This window comes from Hyphomicrobium sp. 2TAF46, assembly GCF_052114865.1.
Classification (GTDB): Bacteria; Pseudomonadota; Alphaproteobacteria; order Rhizobiales; family Hyphomicrobiaceae; genus Hyphomicrobium_B.
Genome location: NZ_JBFRFO010000003.1, coordinates 262,029 through 278,665 on the forward strand (window position 1 = coordinate 262,029; position 16,637 = coordinate 278,665).

Genomic DNA, 16,637 nt, shown 5'->3' on the forward strand with positions numbered 1-16,637 from the left:
GGGTGAGCTATGCGGCGCGCAACTTAACGGGAAGCGCCGCGCCCGCCAACAGGACTTATGGTCGAGCCTAAACTATTGCTTTTTCGGCTTCCGGACAGGCAAAGGAACGTCGGCTCCATTGCTGTCCGCCGTCGCGGAGCTATCGGCCGACGCCGCCGCCTTCGTCGATTTCTGAGACTTCGTCGTGACGGGACCGGGCTTCGGTCCACCATCGACGCTTTGCGGGATGGGCGCCGTTCCGCTGTCCGGATCGGTGTCGGCCGCGCCCTGCTTGCCGGCTTTCGTCTGCTTCTCGACGGCGCGCCACTTTTGAACGGCCGAATTGTGCTCTTTCAGGGTTTCCGAGAACGTATGGCCGCCGGTGCCGTCGGCGACGAAGTAGAGATCGGACGTTTTGGCCGGATGCAGGGCGGCCTGAAGCGCGGACTTGCCTGGGTTGCAGATCGGCCCTGGCGGCAGACCGTTGATCTGATAGGTGTTGTACGGCGACTTCGTATCGATATCGGCCTTGGTGATGCCGCGGCCAAGGACGCCATGTCCGCCGACGATGCCGTAGATGATCGTCGGATCGGATTGCAGCCTCATGCCCTTCCTCAGGCGGTTGTAGAAGACCGCGGCGACCCGGTCGCGCTCGTCCGGACGGCCCGTTTCCTTTTCGACGATGGAAGCGAACGTCACCAGTTCCTCGATGGACCGGATAGGAAGGTCAGAATCGCGCTGCTCCCAGATTTCCGCCATGGCCTTCTCCATGCCGTCACGCATCCGGTCCAGCACCTCGTGTCGCGAAGCGCCTTTCGAGAAATAGTACGTATCGGGAAGGAGCGTCCCTTCGGGAGGAATGCTCGTGATCTCACCACTGAGGTTTGGTTCGGCTTTGAGACGCTCTACGATCTGCTCGCTTGTCAGGCCCTCGGGGAGGGTCGCCTTGTAGAGGATCGACTTGCCCTCGGAGAGGGTATCGATCACGTCCCGCATGGAAGCGTGTTCTTTGATCTCGTATTCGCCTGCGCGAAGCTCGCTCGTCTTTTTCGAGCCGAGAAAGCCCTGCAGCAGATAACCGCCAACGAAGGTCCATCGGTTGGTGATGATGCCTTCTCTTTCCAGCCGTTCCGCGATCGCGATCCGCCCTTCGCCTTTTGGAATGACGATGGTGCGCGCCGCATCGAGCGGGCCGGGACTTTCGAAATTATTGAAGATGGCGAACGCCGTTCCGCCGACGAGCACCATGACAATAAGCGATACCGTGAGAATACCGCTGATGGCGCGGACGATGCCCCCCAGCGCCCGCGACGGTTCGCGGGCCTGCAGGCCACGGGGACGCCCCGGCGCGCGACCCGGCTCCAACCGTTCGGCAGGGCTTCGAGCCCCAGCAGTCCGGGCCGTGCGGACGCCGTCCGGACGCTTCCTGTTTTGACTCATGATACCGCGAGCACCGTCATTGAAAGAGCGCCGCATACGAGGCTTCTTGCCTCGAATTGCGCTGCTCGATCCCCCACCCGCGCGGGACGCTCAACGTAAAATGTGGCAAAAACCCGTATTCGCCGCAGCTTTCACGCTACGCGGCGAAGAACGAGCGAAGCATTCGTCCCGCCGAAGCCGAACGAGTTCGAAAGCGCGGTATTGATATCACGCTTTTGTGCCTTGTGAGGCACAAGGTCGATGGCCGTCTCGACCGACGGATTGTCGAGATTGAGCGTTGGTGGAGCAACGTTGTCGCGAATGGCGAGAGCCGAGAATATCGCTTCGACGGCACCGGCGGCGCCGAGCAGGTGCCCGATAGCCGATTTCGTCGATGACATCGCAAGTTTCCCGGCGCTGTTTCCGAACAGGCGTTCAACAGCCTTGAGTTCGATTTCGTCGCCCATTGGCGTCGAGGTGCCGTGAGCATTGACGTAGTCGATCTCGCTCGGGCCAATGCCTGCGCGTGCAAGAGCGGCCTTCATGCATCGATAACCGCCGTCGCCATCCTCGGCAGGCGCCGTGATGTGATAGGCGTCGGCCGACATGCCGTAACCGATGACCTCGGCATAGATTTTCGCGCCACGCGCCTTGGCGTGCTCATAGCTTTCGAGAATGACGATGCCGGCGCCCTCGCCCATGACGAAACCATCGCGGTCCTTGTCGTAAGGACGCGACGCGCGCGTCGGGGCGTCGTTGAAGTCCGTCGAGAGCGCACGGCAAGCGGCGAAGCCCGCCATCGAGATCCGGCAGATCGGGCTTTCCGTTCCGCCCGCCACCATCACGTCGGCATCGTCGAGCGCGATGATCCGCGCAGCATCGCCGATCGCATGCGTGCCGGTCGCACACGCGGTCACGACCGCGTTGTTGGGCCCGCGCAAATGATGCTTGATGGAAACGTAGCCGCCCGCGAGATTGATGAGCCGGCCCGGAATGAAGAACGGCGAGACGCGGCGCGGTCCCTTCTCCTTGAGAAGGATCGACGTATCCGCAATTCCCGAGAGCCCGCCGATGCCCGAGCCGATGAGGACCCCGGCGCGTTCCTGCGCGTCGGAGGTGTCGAACTTCAAGCCGGAATCCGTAATCGCCTGATCGGCAGCAGCAACGGCATAGATGATGAAATCATCGACCTTGCGCTGCTCTTTTGGCTCCATCCAATCGTCAGGACTGAACTTGCCTTCGGAGGTCGGCCCGCGCGGAATGAAGTTCGCAATCTGGCACGTAATGTCCGAAACTTCGAATTCCTCGATACGCCGCGCACCGCTCTGTCCAGCCAGAAGATTGGACCACGCAGCCTCGACACCGCATCCGACGGGAGTGACGAGACCCATTCCTGTAATGACGACACGGCGCATCGATTTTGTCTTATTTACCGTTGCTGTGATTGCGATCCACGTTGGGCACGTGAAGGGGGCCGGTTGCCCAGCCCCCTATAAAGCCTGTCCTTAAGGCGCAATTGCGCTCCGGACGAAACGGAAGGGCTGGCTCTTAAGCCGCGCTCGCGTTCTTCTCGAGGAATTTGACGGCATCGCCGACGGTCAGGATGTGCTCAGCGGCATCGTCCGGAATTTCGCAGCCGAATTCCTCTTCGAAGGCCATCACGAGCTCAACAGTATCCAAGCTGTCTGCACCCAGGTCGTCGATGAAGCTTGCATTGTCGGTGACCTTGTCGGCCTCGACCCCAAGATGCTCTACGACAATTTTCTTCACGCGCTCTGCGACATCGCTCATCGTCAATCCTCGTGTCTTTCTAATTTTTGGCGGCCCTTTATTGCTCGCCTATTCGCCCTGCAGAACCCGCTAAAAGCCGCATGACAGGAATTCAACTTACGAGAAGTCTAGCCTGTTCGGATAGGGGTTCGCCCCGTTCAGAAGTGTTTTTTCCTTAGTCGCCGTAGCGCGAGTCTCGTCGCTAGGCACCGTCCCCAACTTGCACGGCGCCGAGTTGTCCCCAGCTACGCACCGTCCCGATGACGTGATTTTGACGCCTCAAAACCGTGGTGTCGTTAACACACTTCAGGAGCAATGCAAAGCACGCGGTGACGCACCGTTCCGCATCTGAAATCCAGATGCCCGAGCGGCCAATAAATCAGGCATTCTGGACGTTTACCAACTCGGAAGACGGCCTCAAACCATCGCCATGCCGCCATTGATATGCAGCGTTTGCCCGGTGATGTAGCCGCCTTCGTTCGAGGCGAGATAGAGGCAGCCCGCCGCCACATCCAAGGGCTCGCCAAAGCGCTGGGCAGGAATGATTTGAGCGATTTCGCCTTTCTGCTTTTCAGTCAGAACATCCGTCATAGCTGTTTTGATAAAGCCCGGCGCGATGCAGTTGGCGGTAATCCCGCGGGACGCGACTTCACGCGCGAGCGATTTGGTCATGCCGATCATACCGGCTTTGGAAGCTGCATAATTGCCTTGCCCTGGATTGCCGAATACGCCCGAAACGGAGGCGATATTGATGATACGGCCATAGCCCGTCTTCGAGCGCATCATGTGGCGCGAAGCGGCACGGCAAAGCATGAACGTCGAGGTCAGATTGACGGCGATGACATCGTCCCACTGGTCATCCTTCATCACCATGAAGAGATTGTCCTTGGTGAGACCGGCGTTGTTGATGAGGATATCCAGCCGTCCGTCCAGCGCCTTGACCGCTTCATCGACCAGTTTCGAAACGCTTGCGCGATCGGCGAGGTCGCAGGGAACGACATGAACGCGGTCACCCAGCTCCTTAGCCAAGGCATCGAGCGCTTCGACCTTGCGCCCCGAGATGGCAACCGAAGCGCCAGCCTTGTGTAGCGTCCGCGCGATCTCCGCGCCAAGGCCGCCGGTGGCGCCCGTCACAAGCGCAGTCTTGCCGGTCAAATCGAACATTCAAATCTCCTTACTTGGTGAGTGCGGCAATCGCCGCATCGATGTCTGCGGGCGTGCCGACGCTTGTCGCGTTGGCAGTTGACGCTATGCGTTTGACGAGCCCGGCTAGGACCTTGCCCGCACCGATTTCGTAAAAATCCGTCACGCCGGCGGCGGCCATCGTCGCGACGCATTCGCGCCAGCGGACGGTGCCGGTAACCTGCTCGACGAGACGCTTTTTGATCTCATCCGGATCGGAAATAGGTTGCGCCAGAACGTTCGCAACCACCGGTACCGACGGCGCACGAACCGTGACCGTAGCCAAAGCCTCGGCCATCGCATCGGCCGCGGGTTGCATCAGCTTGCAATGGAAGGGCGCCGAGACCGGCAGCGGCACCGCGCGGCGAACGCCGAACGCCTTGCCGATTTCCCCTACCCGGTCGATCGCTGTCTTGTGCCCGGAGAGCACGACCTGCGTCGGCTCGTTATCGTTCGCGATCTGGCAGACATCGCCCTGCGCCGCCTCGGCGGCAACCTTTTCGGCGACCTCGATCCCAACGCCAAGAAGCGCCGCCATTGCGCCTACGCCAACTGGCACGGCTTTCTGCATTGCCTGTCCGCGGAGTCTCAGAAGCCGCGCCGCATCGGCGACAGACAGAGCGCCCGCGGCCGTCAGAGCCGACCACTCGCCGAGTGAGTGCCCGGCGACGAACTTCACATTGTCAGCGAGAGAAAAGCCCTTTTCCTGCTCGAGCACGCGCATGACGGCCACGGACACGGCCATGAGCGCGGGTTGCGCGTTTTCGGTCAACGTCAGGGTCTCTTTGGGACCCTCCCAGATGAGCGCCGAGAGCTTTTCACCCAGCGCCACATCAACCTCGTCGAAAACGGCACGGGCGGACGGAAACGCGTCGGCAAGCGCTTTGCCCATCCCTACGTCCTGGCTGCCCTGACCCGGAAAAACGAATGCGCGTGCCATCGTTGTGAGAAATACCTTGTGCTGGAATGCGGGGAAGCCTCCCCGCGGCGGGATTTGGCGGCCTTAGTCCACCCCTGCCCTGCGGCTGTCAAGTGACGCAGGGGACGCTTCTAACCCTTAGCTCCCCCTGTTATTAGCCCCACGTCTCGTGATTATCGCGCACCGTCCCGGCTACCTCACGCGCGGTCCAAGCGCGCCACTCGGAGTTCCATTCCAGTCTCGCTTCCATCTCGATCTCACCAATCATGTAAATCGTGACGATGAGGCCCTCCTTCGGGCCCCCCGGGATTTTAGCAAGATCGTCGCGCGACTTGTCGAGCCAGAGCCCATAAAGCCCGATTTCGACCCGCTCATTGCTATCGAAATAGATGCGATGCATGTCGCTAAGCATAGCGTGAAGTTTAGCAACATGCCGAATATCACCGTCAAATTTCATAGGGAGGTATTACCGGCGATAGGCGCACCCGCTCTTCCCGGCTTGCACTTGACGGAGCCTATGCCGCCGGCGCCGGTTCGCGCAGAAGATCGTCCAGGTCCAGGGCCCGGGTGAACATTGCGATATTCCCAGCGGCGTCGCGCGGCCACTCAGCTTCGGGACGGTCCCAATAAAGTTCCACCCCGTTCCCGTCCGGATCGTCGAGATAGAGAGCCTGGCTGACACCGTGATCGCTGGCACCCGTCAGCCGTACGCCCGCCGCGATCAGTCGCCGCAAAGCATCCGCCAGCGCCGCTCTCGTCGGATAGAGGATGGCGACATGATAAAGCCCGGTCGTGCCCGGAGGCGGCGGCGATCCCCCTTTGCTTTCCCACGTATTGAGGCCGATGTGATGATGATATCCGCCGGCGGAAATGAAGGCCGCTTGGCTTCCGTAACGCTGCATCAGCTGGAAACCGAGCACGCCGGTGTAGAAATCCAGCGCACGCTGAAGATCTGCGACTTTGAGATGAACGTGGCCAATTCTGACCCCGCCATCGATGGGCGAAGGCGCTACCGCCGTCGCCGACTGAGGCTCGTCCGTCACGGTTGAAACTCCCGAGTTGTCCTTGACGGAGAGATGGGCAGGTGCCAGTTGCGAGGCAAGACGTCCCTTGAGCGCACAAAAAAAAGCGCCGCGAGAACGCGGCGCCCCATGTGAAGGCGAATTGCGAAGTCCGTCTCGATCAGCCGTCGACGGTCTCGACCTCGCATAGCTCTCCGTCGATCAGGTCGAAAAGCACGTCGCCGCCGGTGGCCTCGGCCTTGGCGAGGGCTTCCACGAGGTCGTCATCGATTGGCGCCACCTTGAGAGCTGCGACATCCGAGACGCCGTTCTCCTGCATCGTCGCCTCGCCTTCGCTTTTGGCGGTCGCTTCGTCATCCTCGACCGCCCAGATCGTTTCTTCCGTATAAGCTGCAAACTTCATGGTCTTCTCGTCTCCCTTCACGCGCCGGGACGGTCCCCCGGCACCGCATCTAGGCCATGATTCCCACGTTTGCGCCGTGACTGAGGTGCTATTGTCGACCGTCATATTCTAAAGTTGTATATTTCCCGCGTGGCGGAGAGCCGTCCAACCGGTAAGTATGGCATCGACCGCCTCCCTCCGCCGCCGGGCGAATTCGGGCAAAGCGGTATCGCCAGTCCCCCTTTTGTACCGGCTGTCCGTGGTCGGCGTCACGATCACCGGGTCGGCGCCGAATTGGTCCGCTGTAATATCGACGATCCAGCCGGCGCACTCCACCCAGGCGTGACCTTCCCATCTTCCGCCGGCAAAAAAACCGTAAGGTCCGATTTCCGGCCCCATTTCCGCGAGGCGCGGCACGCCGCTGGCCCATTCCGCATGCAAACCTTCGAGGCCAAGAATTTCCTGGAGGAACAAGCTAGTGCGACCGCATGTGTGGGTCGAGGGAATGGCCGGGTCAGGAACTCCAGGTGCCCACGCCCGATGCCATTCCAGCCAAACAGGCTCCAAAAAATCGCGGGCGGCGACAGCGACGCGATGAAGTCTCTCGATCATGCCGCTTCATAGCTAGATTCGCCGCATCGTTCTGGCCCATTGCAATGTCCAAGGCGGCTTGCCCTCTTCCGAAATTCCTGTATAAGCCCGCTTTCCCGTGTCGGCAGGAGGCTGAACGGGGGCTTAGGTTGTACCGGCTGAACGGCCGTTTGAGCCCAAGGGGCGCTTCGCGCGCCGTCCCCCAGTGTCTTCTCCTATTTGGTACCAGATTGGCCTTTCTCGGCCTTTTGGGGCTTTGCGCCGGCGGGAAGACAGGACGTCGCAAGACGTTGAACTCGAACCGAAAGGCCAACGTATGCCGCTCTACGAGCATACCTTCCTGGCACGCCAGGACGTTACCCAGGCCCAAGTCGAAGCGCTCATGAAGGAATTTCAGGGCGTCATCGAAGAAGGCCAGGGCAAGATCACCAAGCAAGAATACTGGGGTCTCAAGAACCTCGCCTTCAAGATCAAGAAGAACCGCAAGGCGCACTACGCGTTCTTCAACGTCGATGCTCCTCCTGCCGCCGTGACCGAAATGGAACGGCGCATGGGCATCAACTCCGACGTCATCCGCTTCATGACCGTCCGCGTTGAAGAACTCGAGATCGAGCCGAGCGTCCAGATGCGCAAGCAGGATCGCGACGAGCGCGGTGATCGCGATCGCGGCTTCGGCGGCCCCGGTGGCGGCCGTGGCGGCCCGCCGCGTGGTGATCGTGGCTTCGGTGGTGGTCGCGAAGGCGGCTCCACATTCCGTTCGCGTCCTCCCCGTGAAGGTGGCGGACCCCCGCGTGATGGCGACCGCGGTCCGCGTCCGCCGCGCGATGGCGAAGCGCCCCGCGCACCGCGTCGTGATTCCACATCTGAATCGGAGGGCTAACCAATGGCTGAAATCGCCTCGTCAGGCGGCGGAGCCCGCCGTCCGTTCCAGCGTCGCCGCAAGACCTGCCCGTTCTCGGGCGCCGGCGCACCGAAGATCGACTACAAGGATGTCCGCACGCTCGGCCGTTACATCTCCGAGCGCGGCAAAATCGTGCCGAGCCGCATCACGGCTGTCTCGGCCAAGAAGCAGCGCGAGCTGGCCCGTGCCATCAAGCGCGCCCGCTTCCTCGGTCTTCTGCCTTACGTGATCAAGTAATCTGCTTTCCTTCTCCCTTGGGGAGAAGGTGGCCGAAGGCCGGATGAGGGGCAGTTCTACGTCCCTCACCCTAGCCCTCTTCCCTTGGGGAGAGGGAAATACCAAATCGTTGGGTCGGAACGGGCAACCGGATCCGCCTCTAACCGCCGAAATCGCGGGACAGCAAACGCATGCAGTCGAAAATTTTCATACTTGCCATCGGCGCCGGGTTGATCTCGGCAGTCGTCTTCGCTTCGGCGACGACGGGAGCGTTCCTGCTCCGCATCATTCTCTTTCTGCTGACGCCGCTGCCGCTCTACTTGACGGGCCTTGGACTGGGCCCCGTCGCAGCTGCCATCGCCGCGATCACCGCGACCGCCGCCGTTCTTCTGATCGCCAATCCGCTTGCCGGCGAAGTCTACGCCATCAGCACCGCCCTTCCCGCCGTCGTCTGCACGCGCCTCGCACTTCTGAGCCGCGATTTCGAGGGGGAACGCGAATGGTATCCGATCGGACGCATCGCCGTCACCGCCGCGATCTTCTCCGCCGTCTTCGCGATGCTGGCGTTGATGCTGATGGGCGGCGACATGGAAACGCTAACGAAGCTGCTCCGCACCGTCGTCGAGAGCTTCGTCAAAACCGAGCTCTCGCGCGTTCCGGGCGCACCGGAGATCGGCCCGGCCGAGATCGATTCCATCACGCGCTCGACGCTCTCATCGCTGCCGTGGGCGCTGGGTCTTCTCTCGATGGGCACGATCCTGCTCAATCTTTGGCTTTCCGGGCGGATCACGCTGGCATCCGGACGCCTTCAACGTCCATGGCCGGATCTCGCGGCATTCTCCCTGCCCGGAACCGCCGTGTTCGCGCTGCTGATCGCGATTGCGCTATCGTTCGTCGGGGAAATGCCGGGCCTTTTGGCCGCCGCCGTCGCCGCGCCTTTCACACTCGCCTTCGCCCTGGTCGGTCTCGCGGTCGTTCATTCGCTGACACGCGGCTCGCCATGGCGCGCGTTCATTCTGACCGCTCTCTATACCGGTATTCTTTTCGTTCCCTACATCGGCCTTCTGCTCGCCATCACCGGCTTGGCGGAAACAGTCTTTCACTATCGAGCGGCAGGGCGGCCGCCTGAAACACCCGCCCAATAATTCAACCTCATCATCTGATCCCAATAGGAGCTACAAACGATGCAAGTCATTCTTCTCCAGCGTATCGGCCGCCTCGGCCAGATCGGCGATATCGTCAACGTCAAGGACGGCTACGCCCGCAACTTCCTCCTGCCGCAGAAAAAGGCGCTGCGCGCAACCGAAGACAACAAGAAGGTCTTCGAAGGCCGCCGCGCCCAGCTCGAAGCGGACAACCTCGCGCACAAGTCGGAAGCCGAAGCCGTGTCTGCCAAGCTCACCGGTAAGTCCTTCGTCCTCATCCGCGCCGCCGGCGATACCGGCCAGCTGTACGGTTCGGTCTCCACCCGTGACATCGCGACCGTGATCACCGAAGGCGGCTTCACCGTCGACCGCAACCAGATCGTCCTTGAAAAGCCGATCAAGGCGCTCGGCGTGACGTCTGCCAAGGTTCAACTTCACCCGGAAGTCGTCGCCAGCATCGATCTGAACATCGCTCGTTCGCAGGACGAAGCCGATAAGCAGGCGCGCGGCGAAGACGTTGCCGTCGTCAAGGAAGAAGCGCTCGAGCTCGAGACCTTCAACCCCGACGCCGTCTTCGAAGGCGGCCGTTCCGCTTCGGACGACGAATCGGCCTGAGCCCAGGCTCTTAGAATCACCGATGCTTGGCCGTGGCGTGATTCCCACGGCCAAGCACTTCTCTCACCCCGTGTTGATATCGGGGATGCTTTGCGGGTTGTATGCCCACAGGCGAAGTACGCGCCGCGGAATCTGCTAGCGTCCGCCCCATGGCAAATCCCGCATACCTCGCGACCGAGAAGCTGAAGCAAGCCGTCTCGGCCGATGACGCGCTGACCTTCCGTCAGCCGCCTCACAATCTCGAAGCCGAACAGGCGCTTCTCGGTGCGATCCTCGTCAACAACGAGGCGCTCGATCGCGTTTCCGGCTTTCTCTCACCCGCACATTTCTTCGATCCGCTGCACGGGCGAATCTTCGAAACGCTGGCGACCCTCATTCATGCGGGCAAGACGGCGACACCGGTTACGGTCAAAACATTCTTCGAGAATACCGAGCCGATCGATGCGAACCTGACGGTGCCGCAGTATCTCGGCCGTCTCGCAGCCAACGCCACCACGGTCATCAACGCCGCCGAGTATGGCCGCACGATCTATGATCTTTCGACTCGCCGGTCGCTGATCATCATCGGCGAAGACCTCGTCAATACCGCCTACGACAGCGCCGTCGACCACCCGCCCCGGGCACAGATCGAGGAAGCCGAAGGCCGCCTCTACTCGCTCGCCGAGCAGAACAAGTACGGCAAGGGATTCGAGACCTTCAAATCCGCGCTCATCACTGCCGTCGAGATGGCGAACAGCGCGTTCCAGCGTGCCGGACATCTCTCGGGCGCGTCGACGGGCCTTTCCGATCTCGACAACAAGCTCGGAGGCTTGCAGCGGTCGGATCTCATCATCCTCGCGGGCCGTCCGTCGATGGGTAAGACGGCGCTGGTCACGAACATCGCCTACAACGTCGCCAAGGCCTATCGCGGCGAACGCCAGGCGGACGGCTCGATGAAGACGGTCGACGGCGGCATCGTCGGCTTCTTCTCGCTCGAAATGTCGTCCGAGCAGCTCGCGACACGTATCCTTGCCGAGCAGGCGGAAATCAGCTCGGAAAAAATTCGCCGCGGCATGATCGACGAGAACGAATTCCGCAAGCTCTCCGAAGTCGCCTCGGAGATGTCCCGCATTCCGCTGTACATCGATCAGACCGGCGGCATCACCATCGCGCAGCTGTCGGCCCGGGCACGAAAGTTGAAGCGCCAGAACGGCCTCGATCTTCTCGTTGTCGACTACCTGCAGCTGCTCGCCGGATCGAAACTGAGCAGCAGCGCCAACCGCGTGCAGGAAATCACCGAAATCACGACGGGCCTCAAGGCACTCGCGAAAGAACTTGTCGTACCCATCATCGCGCTCTCGCAGCTTTCTCGTCAGGTTGAGCAACGCGAAGACAAACGCCCGCAGCTTTCCGACCTTCGCGAATCGGGCTCGATCGAGCAAGACGCCGACGTCGTGATGTTCGTCTTCCGCGAGGAATATTACGTCGAGCGCCTGAAGCCTGCCGAAGGAACGCCTGAATTTGCCGATTGGATGACCAAGATGAGCCTCGTATCTGGCAAGGCCGAGGTCATTATCGGCAAGCAGCGCCACGGTCCGGTCGGCACCGTCGAGCTGGCATTCGAAGGCCAGTACACGCGCTTTGGCAATTTGGCTCGGGACTATATGGTGCCCGAGCGGTAAGAGATCGGGTGGAAACGACGAGATGACGGTCAACACGCGCATGCCGGAAAGCCTTGCCAGCGCGACCGGCACGATCACGGTTGATCTCGCACAGATCGTGGCGAACTGGCGGGCGCTCGCCGCCACAGTCGCGCCCGCGCGCTGCGCCGCCGTCGTGAAGGCGGATGCCTATGGCCTTGGCGCCGAGCGTGTCATCGCGGCCCTGGCACGAGCGGACTGCAATACCTTCTTCATTGCGACACCCGAGGAAGCCGAAGTCGCGCGCAAGTTCGCGCCGAAGGCCGACATCTACGCGTTGGACGGGCTCGTCGGAAATTCCGCCCCCGCCTTCGACCGGCTTTTAGTCAAACCTGTTTTGTCGACACTCGACGACGTCGTCGCCTGGTCGGCGCTCAGCCGGGCTCGTGGCGGAGACTTGCCGGCCGCGCTCCACATCGATACGGGCCTCAATCGTCTCGGCCTGCCGTTGCGCGACGTTCGCCGTCTTGCGGACGAGCCGTCGATGATGAAGGGCGTGACGCTCGAACTCGTCATGAGCCACTTGGCGTCCGCCGATAATCCGCGCGATCCGAAAAATCGCGATCAGCTTCTCGCGTTCGAAACGCTGTCAGCACTTTTCTCAGGCATCCCTCGAAGCCTCGCCGCGTCCGATGGCCTGATGCTCGGACCGGCTTATCATTTCGATCTCGTACGACCGGGCTATGCGCTCTACGGCGGCCAAGCATCGCAAAGCACGCCCACGCCCGTTAAACCCGCGGTGACAGTCGCAGCACGCATTCTCGCCGTCGCCGATGTCCTCCGCGGCGAGACCGTCGGCTACTCGGCAACATGGCGCGCCCATCGGCCGAGCCGCATCGCCACGATCGCGGCCGGCTACGCCGACGGCGTCCCGCGGAGTGCCAGCGCGCCCGACGGTAAGCCCGGAGGGCAGGTCCTCATCAGTGGTCATCTCGCGCCGATCGTCGGACGTGTTTCGATGGACCTCATCACCGTCGACGTCACCGATCTTCCCGAAGGCGCGGCGAGGCCCGGCGAATTCGCGAAGCTGATCGGCGATGGGTTGACGATCGAAGACGCAGGCTTCGCGGCAGGCACGATCGGCTACGAAATCCTGACGCGATTGGGCCATCGCTTCACGCGCCTCTACCTCGACGACAATCCTTAAGCCATGGCAAAAGCCTCTCGATCACTCTACGTCTGTCAGTCCTGCGGAGCGACCTCGTCGCGCTGGGCGGGAAAGTGCACCGCGTGCGGTGAGTGGAACGCGCTCGTCGAGGAAACCGATGCCGGACCGCCGCCAGGTTCCGGCGTCACGCGGCAAACCAAGGGACGCATCGTCAAGCTCGAGCCGCTCAAGGGCGAAGCCGAGGAAGCGCCGCGCTTTTCGAGCGGCATCGCCGAACTCGATCGCGTCACCGGTGGCGGCATCGTTCCCGGCTCCGCAATTCTGATCGGTGGCGAGCCCGGCATCGGCAAATCCACGTTGTTGCTCCAGGTCGCCGCGCATGTGGCACGCGGTGGTGGCCGCGCCGTCTATTTTTCGGGCGAAGAAGCGGTCGCGCAGGTTCGTCTGCGCGCCGCACGTCTCGGCCTCGACAACGCCCCCGTCGGTCTCGCGTCCGAAACGAACCTGTCGAATATTCTCGCGACGCTCGGCGACGAGCGCCCGCCCGATCTCATCATCATCGATTCGATTCAGACGCTCTGGGCCGACACGCTCGATGCGGCGCCCGGTACCGTGAGCCAGGTCCGCGCCGCCGCGCTCTCCCTGATCCGCTATGCCAAGATGGCAGGCTCCGCCCTGCTGCTTGTCGGCCATGTCACCAAGGACGGCCAGATTGCAGGCCCGAAGGTCATCGAGCACATGGTCGATACCGTGTTGTATTTCGAAGGTGATCGCGGCCTCACCTATCGCATCCTGCGCGCCGTCAAAAATCGCTTCGGACCAAGCGACGAGATTGGCGTTTTCGAAATGGTCAGCGGCGGCCTGCAGGAAGTCGCCAACCCGTCGGAGCTTTTTCTCGGCGACCGCGAAAGCCGGAGCCCCGGCGCCTCGATCTTCGCGGGCGTGGAAGGCACCCGCCCCCTCCTCGTCGAAATTCAAGCGCTTGTCGCACCGTCCGGGCTCGGAACGCCCCGCCGCGCCGTCGTCGGCTGGGACAGCAATCGGCTCGCCATGCTGCTCGCGGTGCTGGATGCCCGCTGCGGCGTGTCGTTCAGCAGCCACGACGTTTATCTAAATGTGGCAGGCGGCCTCAAAATCACTGAACCGGCTGCGGATTTGGCCGCCGCAGCAGCGCTCCTGTCATCGATTTCCGGGGTGACGCTGCCACGGGACGCCGTCTATTTCGGTGAAGTTTCGTTGTCCGGAGCCGTCCGTGCGGCTTCCATGATGACATCGAGACTGAAAGAAGCCTCAAAACTGGGCTTTGGACGCGCCTTTTTGCCCGAAAGCGGCGAGGTCGATGTACAAGGGATGAAGTTGTCGCTATCTCGCCTCTCCCATCTCAAGTCGCTTGCAGAGGCCACGGCGCCATGCGACTGAATTTCCGCGCGAGTCTTAAGCGCGGGGAGCTGTCGATCAACGAGGGATTTTGGCCATGATCGGTCCATTCACCTACTTGGACCTGGCACTGATCTGCGTTGCCTTCATATCCGGTCTACTTGCCATGTACCGGGGCTTCGCACGCGAGCTTCTTTCGATTGTGTCGTGGATCGCCGCAGCCGGCGTCGGCTACTGGATCTTCGCGACCAAGAAGGAAATGACGGCCGATATCGCGGCGCAGACAAGCCTGCCGCCCCAAATTGCGACAATCGCCGTGGCCGTCGTCGTCGCGCTGATCGTTTTAATTATCGTGCACCTCATCACGGCGCGCATATCTGATGCGATCCTCGACAGTCAGATCGGGATGATCGACCGGGTCTTGGGCTTCATTTTCGGCGTACTGCGCGGATTTCTGCTCTTCGTCATTCCCTACATGGCGTACGAGGCCTTCATCTCGCCGGACAAAGAAAAGCAGCATCCCCTTGTTCGCGACGCATATTTCCGCGATTACGTAAAAGGCACGGGCGAGGCGATACGCAATGTTCTGCTTCAAGTGATCCCGCAGCCATCGACGGCACCACCACCACCGTCGCCCAACGAACAGCCTGGACAGCAAGGATTTAATGACCAAAAGGGTCGTTCAGTCGCGCTGGTCATTGGCGGCAAGCGGTACTATATGACGCTCGCGTGACGAAGGCGCCGAACGTATCGAAGCGTTCAGTTGTTAACCGATGTATCGAGCAGAGCGGGCGGCTCAATCGCGGGAGGGTGCCTATGGCACAGCAGAGCGGCGTGACCACAATCGACGGTCTGACCTTTACTCGCTACGGCGATGATCGCCTTCGTGAGGAGTGCGGGGTCTTCGGCATCTTTGACCATCCGGATGCCGCAGCCATAACCGCGCTGGGTCTCCACGCACTCCAGCACCGCGGCCAGGAAGCAGCAGGCATCTGCTCCTACGACGGCCGCAACTTTCACTCCGAGCGCCGCATGGGCCTCGTGGGTGATAACTTCTCCAAGCCAGATGTTCTCGCCCGCCTGAAAGGCCGTATGGCTATCGGCCATGATCGTTACTCGACGACCGGCGAAGCCCTCATCCGAAACGTCCAGCCACTCTTCGCAGATATCGATACCGGCGGCTTCGCCGTCGCCCACAACGGCAACCTCACGAACGCTCTGACGCTCAGGCGCGAGCTCATCTCCTCCGGCGCAATCTGCCAGTCGACTTCCGACACCGAAGTCATCCTCCATCTCCTCTCGCGCTCGAAGAAGCGCCGCATCGTCGAACGCCTGATTGATGCCATCCGCCAGATCGAAGGCTCCTACGCCCTCGTTTGCCTGACGAACGATATGATGATCGGCGTTCGCGATCCCGTAGGCATCCGGCCTCTCGTCATCGGCCGTCTCGGCCAGTCCTACGTTCTTGCTTCCGAAACCTGCGCGCTCGATATGGTCGGCGCGGAATTCGTCCGCGAAGTCGATAACGGCGAGGTCGTCGTCATCACCGACGGCGGGCTCGAAAGCCACCGCCCGTTCCCGATCCGCCCAGCGCGGCCCTGCATCTTCGAATACATCTATTTCGCCCGCCCCGATTCAATCGTCGGCGGCCAGACCGTTTATGACATCCGCAAGCGGATGGGCGTCGAGCTGGCCCGTGAAGCAAGTACCGGCGCCGATGTCATCGTTCCCATTCCGGACTCCGGCGTTCCCGCCGCGATCGGCTTCAGCCAGCAGAGCGGCATCCCCTTCGAGCTCGGCATCATTCGCAACCATTACGTCGGCCGCACCTTCATCGAGCCGGAGCAGCGCATTCGCCAGCTCGGCGTCAAGCTGAAGCATTCGGCAAACTCGGGCGTCATCCGTGGCAACCGCGTAGTCCTTATCGATGACAGCGTCGTCCGCGGCACGACCTCGAAAAAGATCGTACAGCTCATCCGCGACGCGGGCGCCGCTGAAGTCCATATGCGCATTTCTTCGCCGCCCATCACCCACCCTGATTTCTACGGCATCGACACGCCAAGCAAAAAAGACCTGCTCGCAGCGAACATGTCGCTCGACGAGATGCGGGATTTCATGGAGGCCGATAGCCTCGCGTTTCTCTCGGTGGATGGCATCTACCGCGCCATTGGCCTCGATAGCCGCGACGACCGCGCGCCGCAGTTCACCGATCATTGCTTCACCGGCGATTACCCGACGAACCTGACCGATTACGGTGGTGAGGCGGTGCCGCGACAGCTTTCTCTCTTGGCCGAAGTCGGCTGAGCCGCCACCCCTAGCTTCGTAAGTGAAC

At 61.7% G+C, this 16,637-nt stretch carries 18 protein-coding genes; 9 read left to right on the top strand and 9 right to left on the bottom strand.

Features of this window, described 5'->3' with window-relative positions; translation table 11 throughout:
- Positions 1-72: 72 nt before the first annotated feature.
- The 9 genes from mltG to AB4Z24_RS07995 form a co-directional block, all read right to left on the bottom strand.
- Complete coding sequence (gene mltG, locus AB4Z24_RS07955) at positions 73-1,419, bottom strand: endolytic transglycosylase MltG (protein WP_441707239.1); 1,347 nt, start codon at positions 1,417-1,419, stop codon at positions 73-75.
- Positions 1,420-1,550: 131 nt separating this feature from the next.
- Positions 1,551-2,813 (bottom strand): beta-ketoacyl-ACP synthase II, encoded by a 1,263-nt coding sequence (gene fabF / locus AB4Z24_RS07960; protein ID WP_441707241.1) that lies wholly within the window; start codon positions 2,811-2,813, stop codon positions 1,551-1,553.
- Positions 2,814-2,946: 133 nt separating this feature from the next.
- A complete protein-coding gene (locus AB4Z24_RS07965) occupies positions 2,947-3,189 on the bottom strand; it encodes an acyl carrier protein (protein ID WP_013215676.1) in 243 nt (80 codons plus the stop codon).
- Positions 3,190-3,585: 396 nt separating this feature from the next.
- Positions 3,586-4,332, bottom strand: coding sequence for a 3-oxoacyl-[acyl-carrier-protein] reductase (gene fabG, locus AB4Z24_RS07970; RefSeq protein WP_441707243.1), 747 nt, complete (start codon positions 4,330-4,332; stop codon positions 3,586-3,588).
- Positions 4,333-4,342: 10 nt separating this feature from the next.
- A complete protein-coding gene (fabD, locus tag AB4Z24_RS07975; RefSeq protein ID WP_441707245.1) occupies positions 4,343-5,290 on the bottom strand; it encodes an ACP S-malonyltransferase in 948 nt (315 codons plus the stop codon).
- 133 nt (positions 5,291-5,423) lie between these two features.
- Entirely contained in the window at positions 5,424-5,681 is a 258-nt protein-coding gene (locus AB4Z24_RS07980; protein ID WP_441707247.1) for a hypothetical protein, read from the bottom strand.
- Positions 5,682-5,784: 103 nt separating this feature from the next.
- Positions 5,785-6,312, bottom strand: coding sequence for a VOC family protein (locus AB4Z24_RS07985; protein WP_441707249.1), 528 nt, complete (start codon positions 6,310-6,312; stop codon positions 5,785-5,787).
- Positions 6,313-6,451: 139 nt separating this feature from the next.
- Positions 6,452-6,694: a hypothetical protein gene (locus AB4Z24_RS07990; RefSeq protein ID WP_441707251.1), complete on the bottom strand. Its 243-nt coding sequence runs from the start codon at positions 6,692-6,694 to the stop codon at positions 6,452-6,454.
- 108 nt (positions 6,695-6,802) lie between these two features.
- Positions 6,803-7,285: a hypothetical protein gene (locus tag AB4Z24_RS07995; RefSeq protein WP_441707253.1), complete on the bottom strand. Its 483-nt coding sequence runs from the start codon at positions 7,283-7,285 to the stop codon at positions 6,803-6,805.
- 295 nt (positions 7,286-7,580) lie between these two features.
- On the opposite strand from AB4Z24_RS07995, the gene rpsF reads away from it, so the two are divergent.
- The 9 genes from rpsF (at position 7,581) to purF (ending at position 16,609) form a co-directional block, all read left to right on the top strand.
- On the top strand, positions 7,581-8,144 hold the full coding sequence (rpsF, locus tag AB4Z24_RS08000) for a 30S ribosomal protein S6 (protein ID WP_441707254.1): 564 nt from the start codon (positions 7,581-7,583) through the stop codon (positions 8,142-8,144).
- 3 nt (positions 8,145-8,147) lie between these two features.
- Positions 8,148-8,402, top strand: coding sequence for a 30S ribosomal protein S18 (rpsR, locus tag AB4Z24_RS08005; RefSeq protein WP_045836217.1), 255 nt, complete (start codon positions 8,148-8,150; stop codon positions 8,400-8,402).
- Between the two features lie 170 nt (positions 8,403-8,572).
- Positions 8,573-9,526, top strand: a complete 954-nt coding sequence (locus tag AB4Z24_RS08010; RefSeq protein ID WP_441707256.1) for a DUF2232 domain-containing protein — start codon at positions 8,573-8,575, stop codon at positions 9,524-9,526.
- 39 nt (positions 9,527-9,565) lie between these two features.
- Positions 9,566-10,141, top strand: coding sequence for a 50S ribosomal protein L9 (gene rplI / locus AB4Z24_RS08015; RefSeq protein WP_441707258.1), 576 nt, complete (start codon positions 9,566-9,568; stop codon positions 10,139-10,141).
- A gap of 149 nt (positions 10,142-10,290) precedes the next feature.
- Entirely contained in the window at positions 10,291-11,802 is a 1,512-nt protein-coding gene (locus tag AB4Z24_RS08020; protein WP_441707260.1) for a replicative DNA helicase, read from the top strand.
- A 22-nt stretch (positions 11,803-11,824) separates the two neighbouring features.
- Positions 11,825-12,967: an alanine racemase gene (gene alr, locus AB4Z24_RS08025; RefSeq protein ID WP_441707261.1), complete on the top strand. Its 1,143-nt coding sequence runs from the start codon at positions 11,825-11,827 to the stop codon at positions 12,965-12,967.
- A gap of 3 nt (positions 12,968-12,970) precedes the next feature.
- Positions 12,971-14,347 carry a DNA repair protein RadA gene (gene radA, locus AB4Z24_RS08030; protein ID WP_441707263.1) on the top strand — a complete coding sequence of 459 codons (1,377 nt, stop codon included), beginning with the start codon at positions 12,971-12,973 and terminating at the stop codon, positions 14,345-14,347.
- Between the two features lie 55 nt (positions 14,348-14,402).
- Positions 14,403-15,038, top strand: a complete 636-nt coding sequence (locus tag AB4Z24_RS08035) for a CvpA family protein (RefSeq protein WP_441707265.1) — start codon at positions 14,403-14,405, stop codon at positions 15,036-15,038.
- A gap of 83 nt (positions 15,039-15,121) precedes the next feature.
- The gene (gene purF, locus AB4Z24_RS08040) at positions 15,122-16,609 is read left to right on the top strand and encodes an amidophosphoribosyltransferase (RefSeq protein ID WP_441707266.1); all 1,488 of its coding nucleotides are present in this window, start codon (positions 15,122-15,124) and stop codon (positions 16,607-16,609) included.
- The last annotated feature ends 28 nt before the right edge of the window (positions 16,610-16,637 follow it).

Coding starts and splice junctions, on each gene's coding strand:
- AB4Z24_RS07980 (WP_441707247.1), bottom strand. CDS start 5,681: ATGCTTAGCGACATGCATCGCATCTATTTCGATAGCAATGAGCGGGTC.
- rpsF (WP_441707254.1), top strand. CDS start 7,581: ATGCCGCTCTACGAGCATACCTTCCTGGCACGCCAGGACGTTACCCAG.
- mltG (WP_441707239.1), bottom strand. CDS start 1,419: ATGAGTCAAAACAGGAAGCGTCCGGACGGCGTCCGCACGGCCCGGACT.
- purF (WP_441707266.1), top strand. CDS start 15,122: ATGGCACAGCAGAGCGGCGTGACCACAATCGACGGTCTGACCTTTACT.
- radA (WP_441707263.1), top strand. CDS start 12,971: ATGGCAAAAGCCTCTCGATCACTCTACGTCTGTCAGTCCTGCGGAGCG.
- AB4Z24_RS08020 (WP_441707260.1), top strand. CDS start 10,291: ATGGCAAATCCCGCATACCTCGCGACCGAGAAGCTGAAGCAAGCCGTC.
- alr (WP_441707261.1), top strand. CDS start 11,825: ATGACGGTCAACACGCGCATGCCGGAAAGCCTTGCCAGCGCGACCGGC.
- rplI (WP_441707258.1), top strand. CDS start 9,566: ATGCAAGTCATTCTTCTCCAGCGTATCGGCCGCCTCGGCCAGATCGGC.
- AB4Z24_RS08010 (WP_441707256.1), top strand. CDS start 8,573: ATGCAGTCGAAAATTTTCATACTTGCCATCGGCGCCGGGTTGATCTCG.
- AB4Z24_RS07995 (WP_441707253.1), bottom strand. CDS start 7,285: ATGATCGAGAGACTTCATCGCGTCGCTGTCGCCGCCCGCGATTTTTTG.
- fabG (WP_441707243.1), bottom strand. CDS start 4,332: ATGTTCGATTTGACCGGCAAGACTGCGCTTGTGACGGGCGCCACCGGC.
- AB4Z24_RS08035 (WP_441707265.1), top strand. CDS start 14,403: ATGATCGGTCCATTCACCTACTTGGACCTGGCACTGATCTGCGTTGCC.
- rpsR (WP_045836217.1), top strand. CDS start 8,148: ATGGCTGAAATCGCCTCGTCAGGCGGCGGAGCCCGCCGTCCGTTCCAG.
- AB4Z24_RS07990 (WP_441707251.1), bottom strand. CDS start 6,694: ATGAAGTTTGCAGCTTATACGGAAGAAACGATCTGGGCGGTCGAGGAT.
- AB4Z24_RS07965 (WP_013215676.1), bottom strand. CDS start 3,189: ATGAGCGATGTCGCAGAGCGCGTGAAGAAAATTGTCGTAGAGCATCTT.
- fabF (WP_441707241.1), bottom strand. CDS start 2,813: ATGCGCCGTGTCGTCATTACAGGAATGGGTCTCGTCACTCCCGTCGGA.
- fabD (WP_441707245.1), bottom strand. CDS start 5,290: ATGGCACGCGCATTCGTTTTTCCGGGTCAGGGCAGCCAGGACGTAGGG.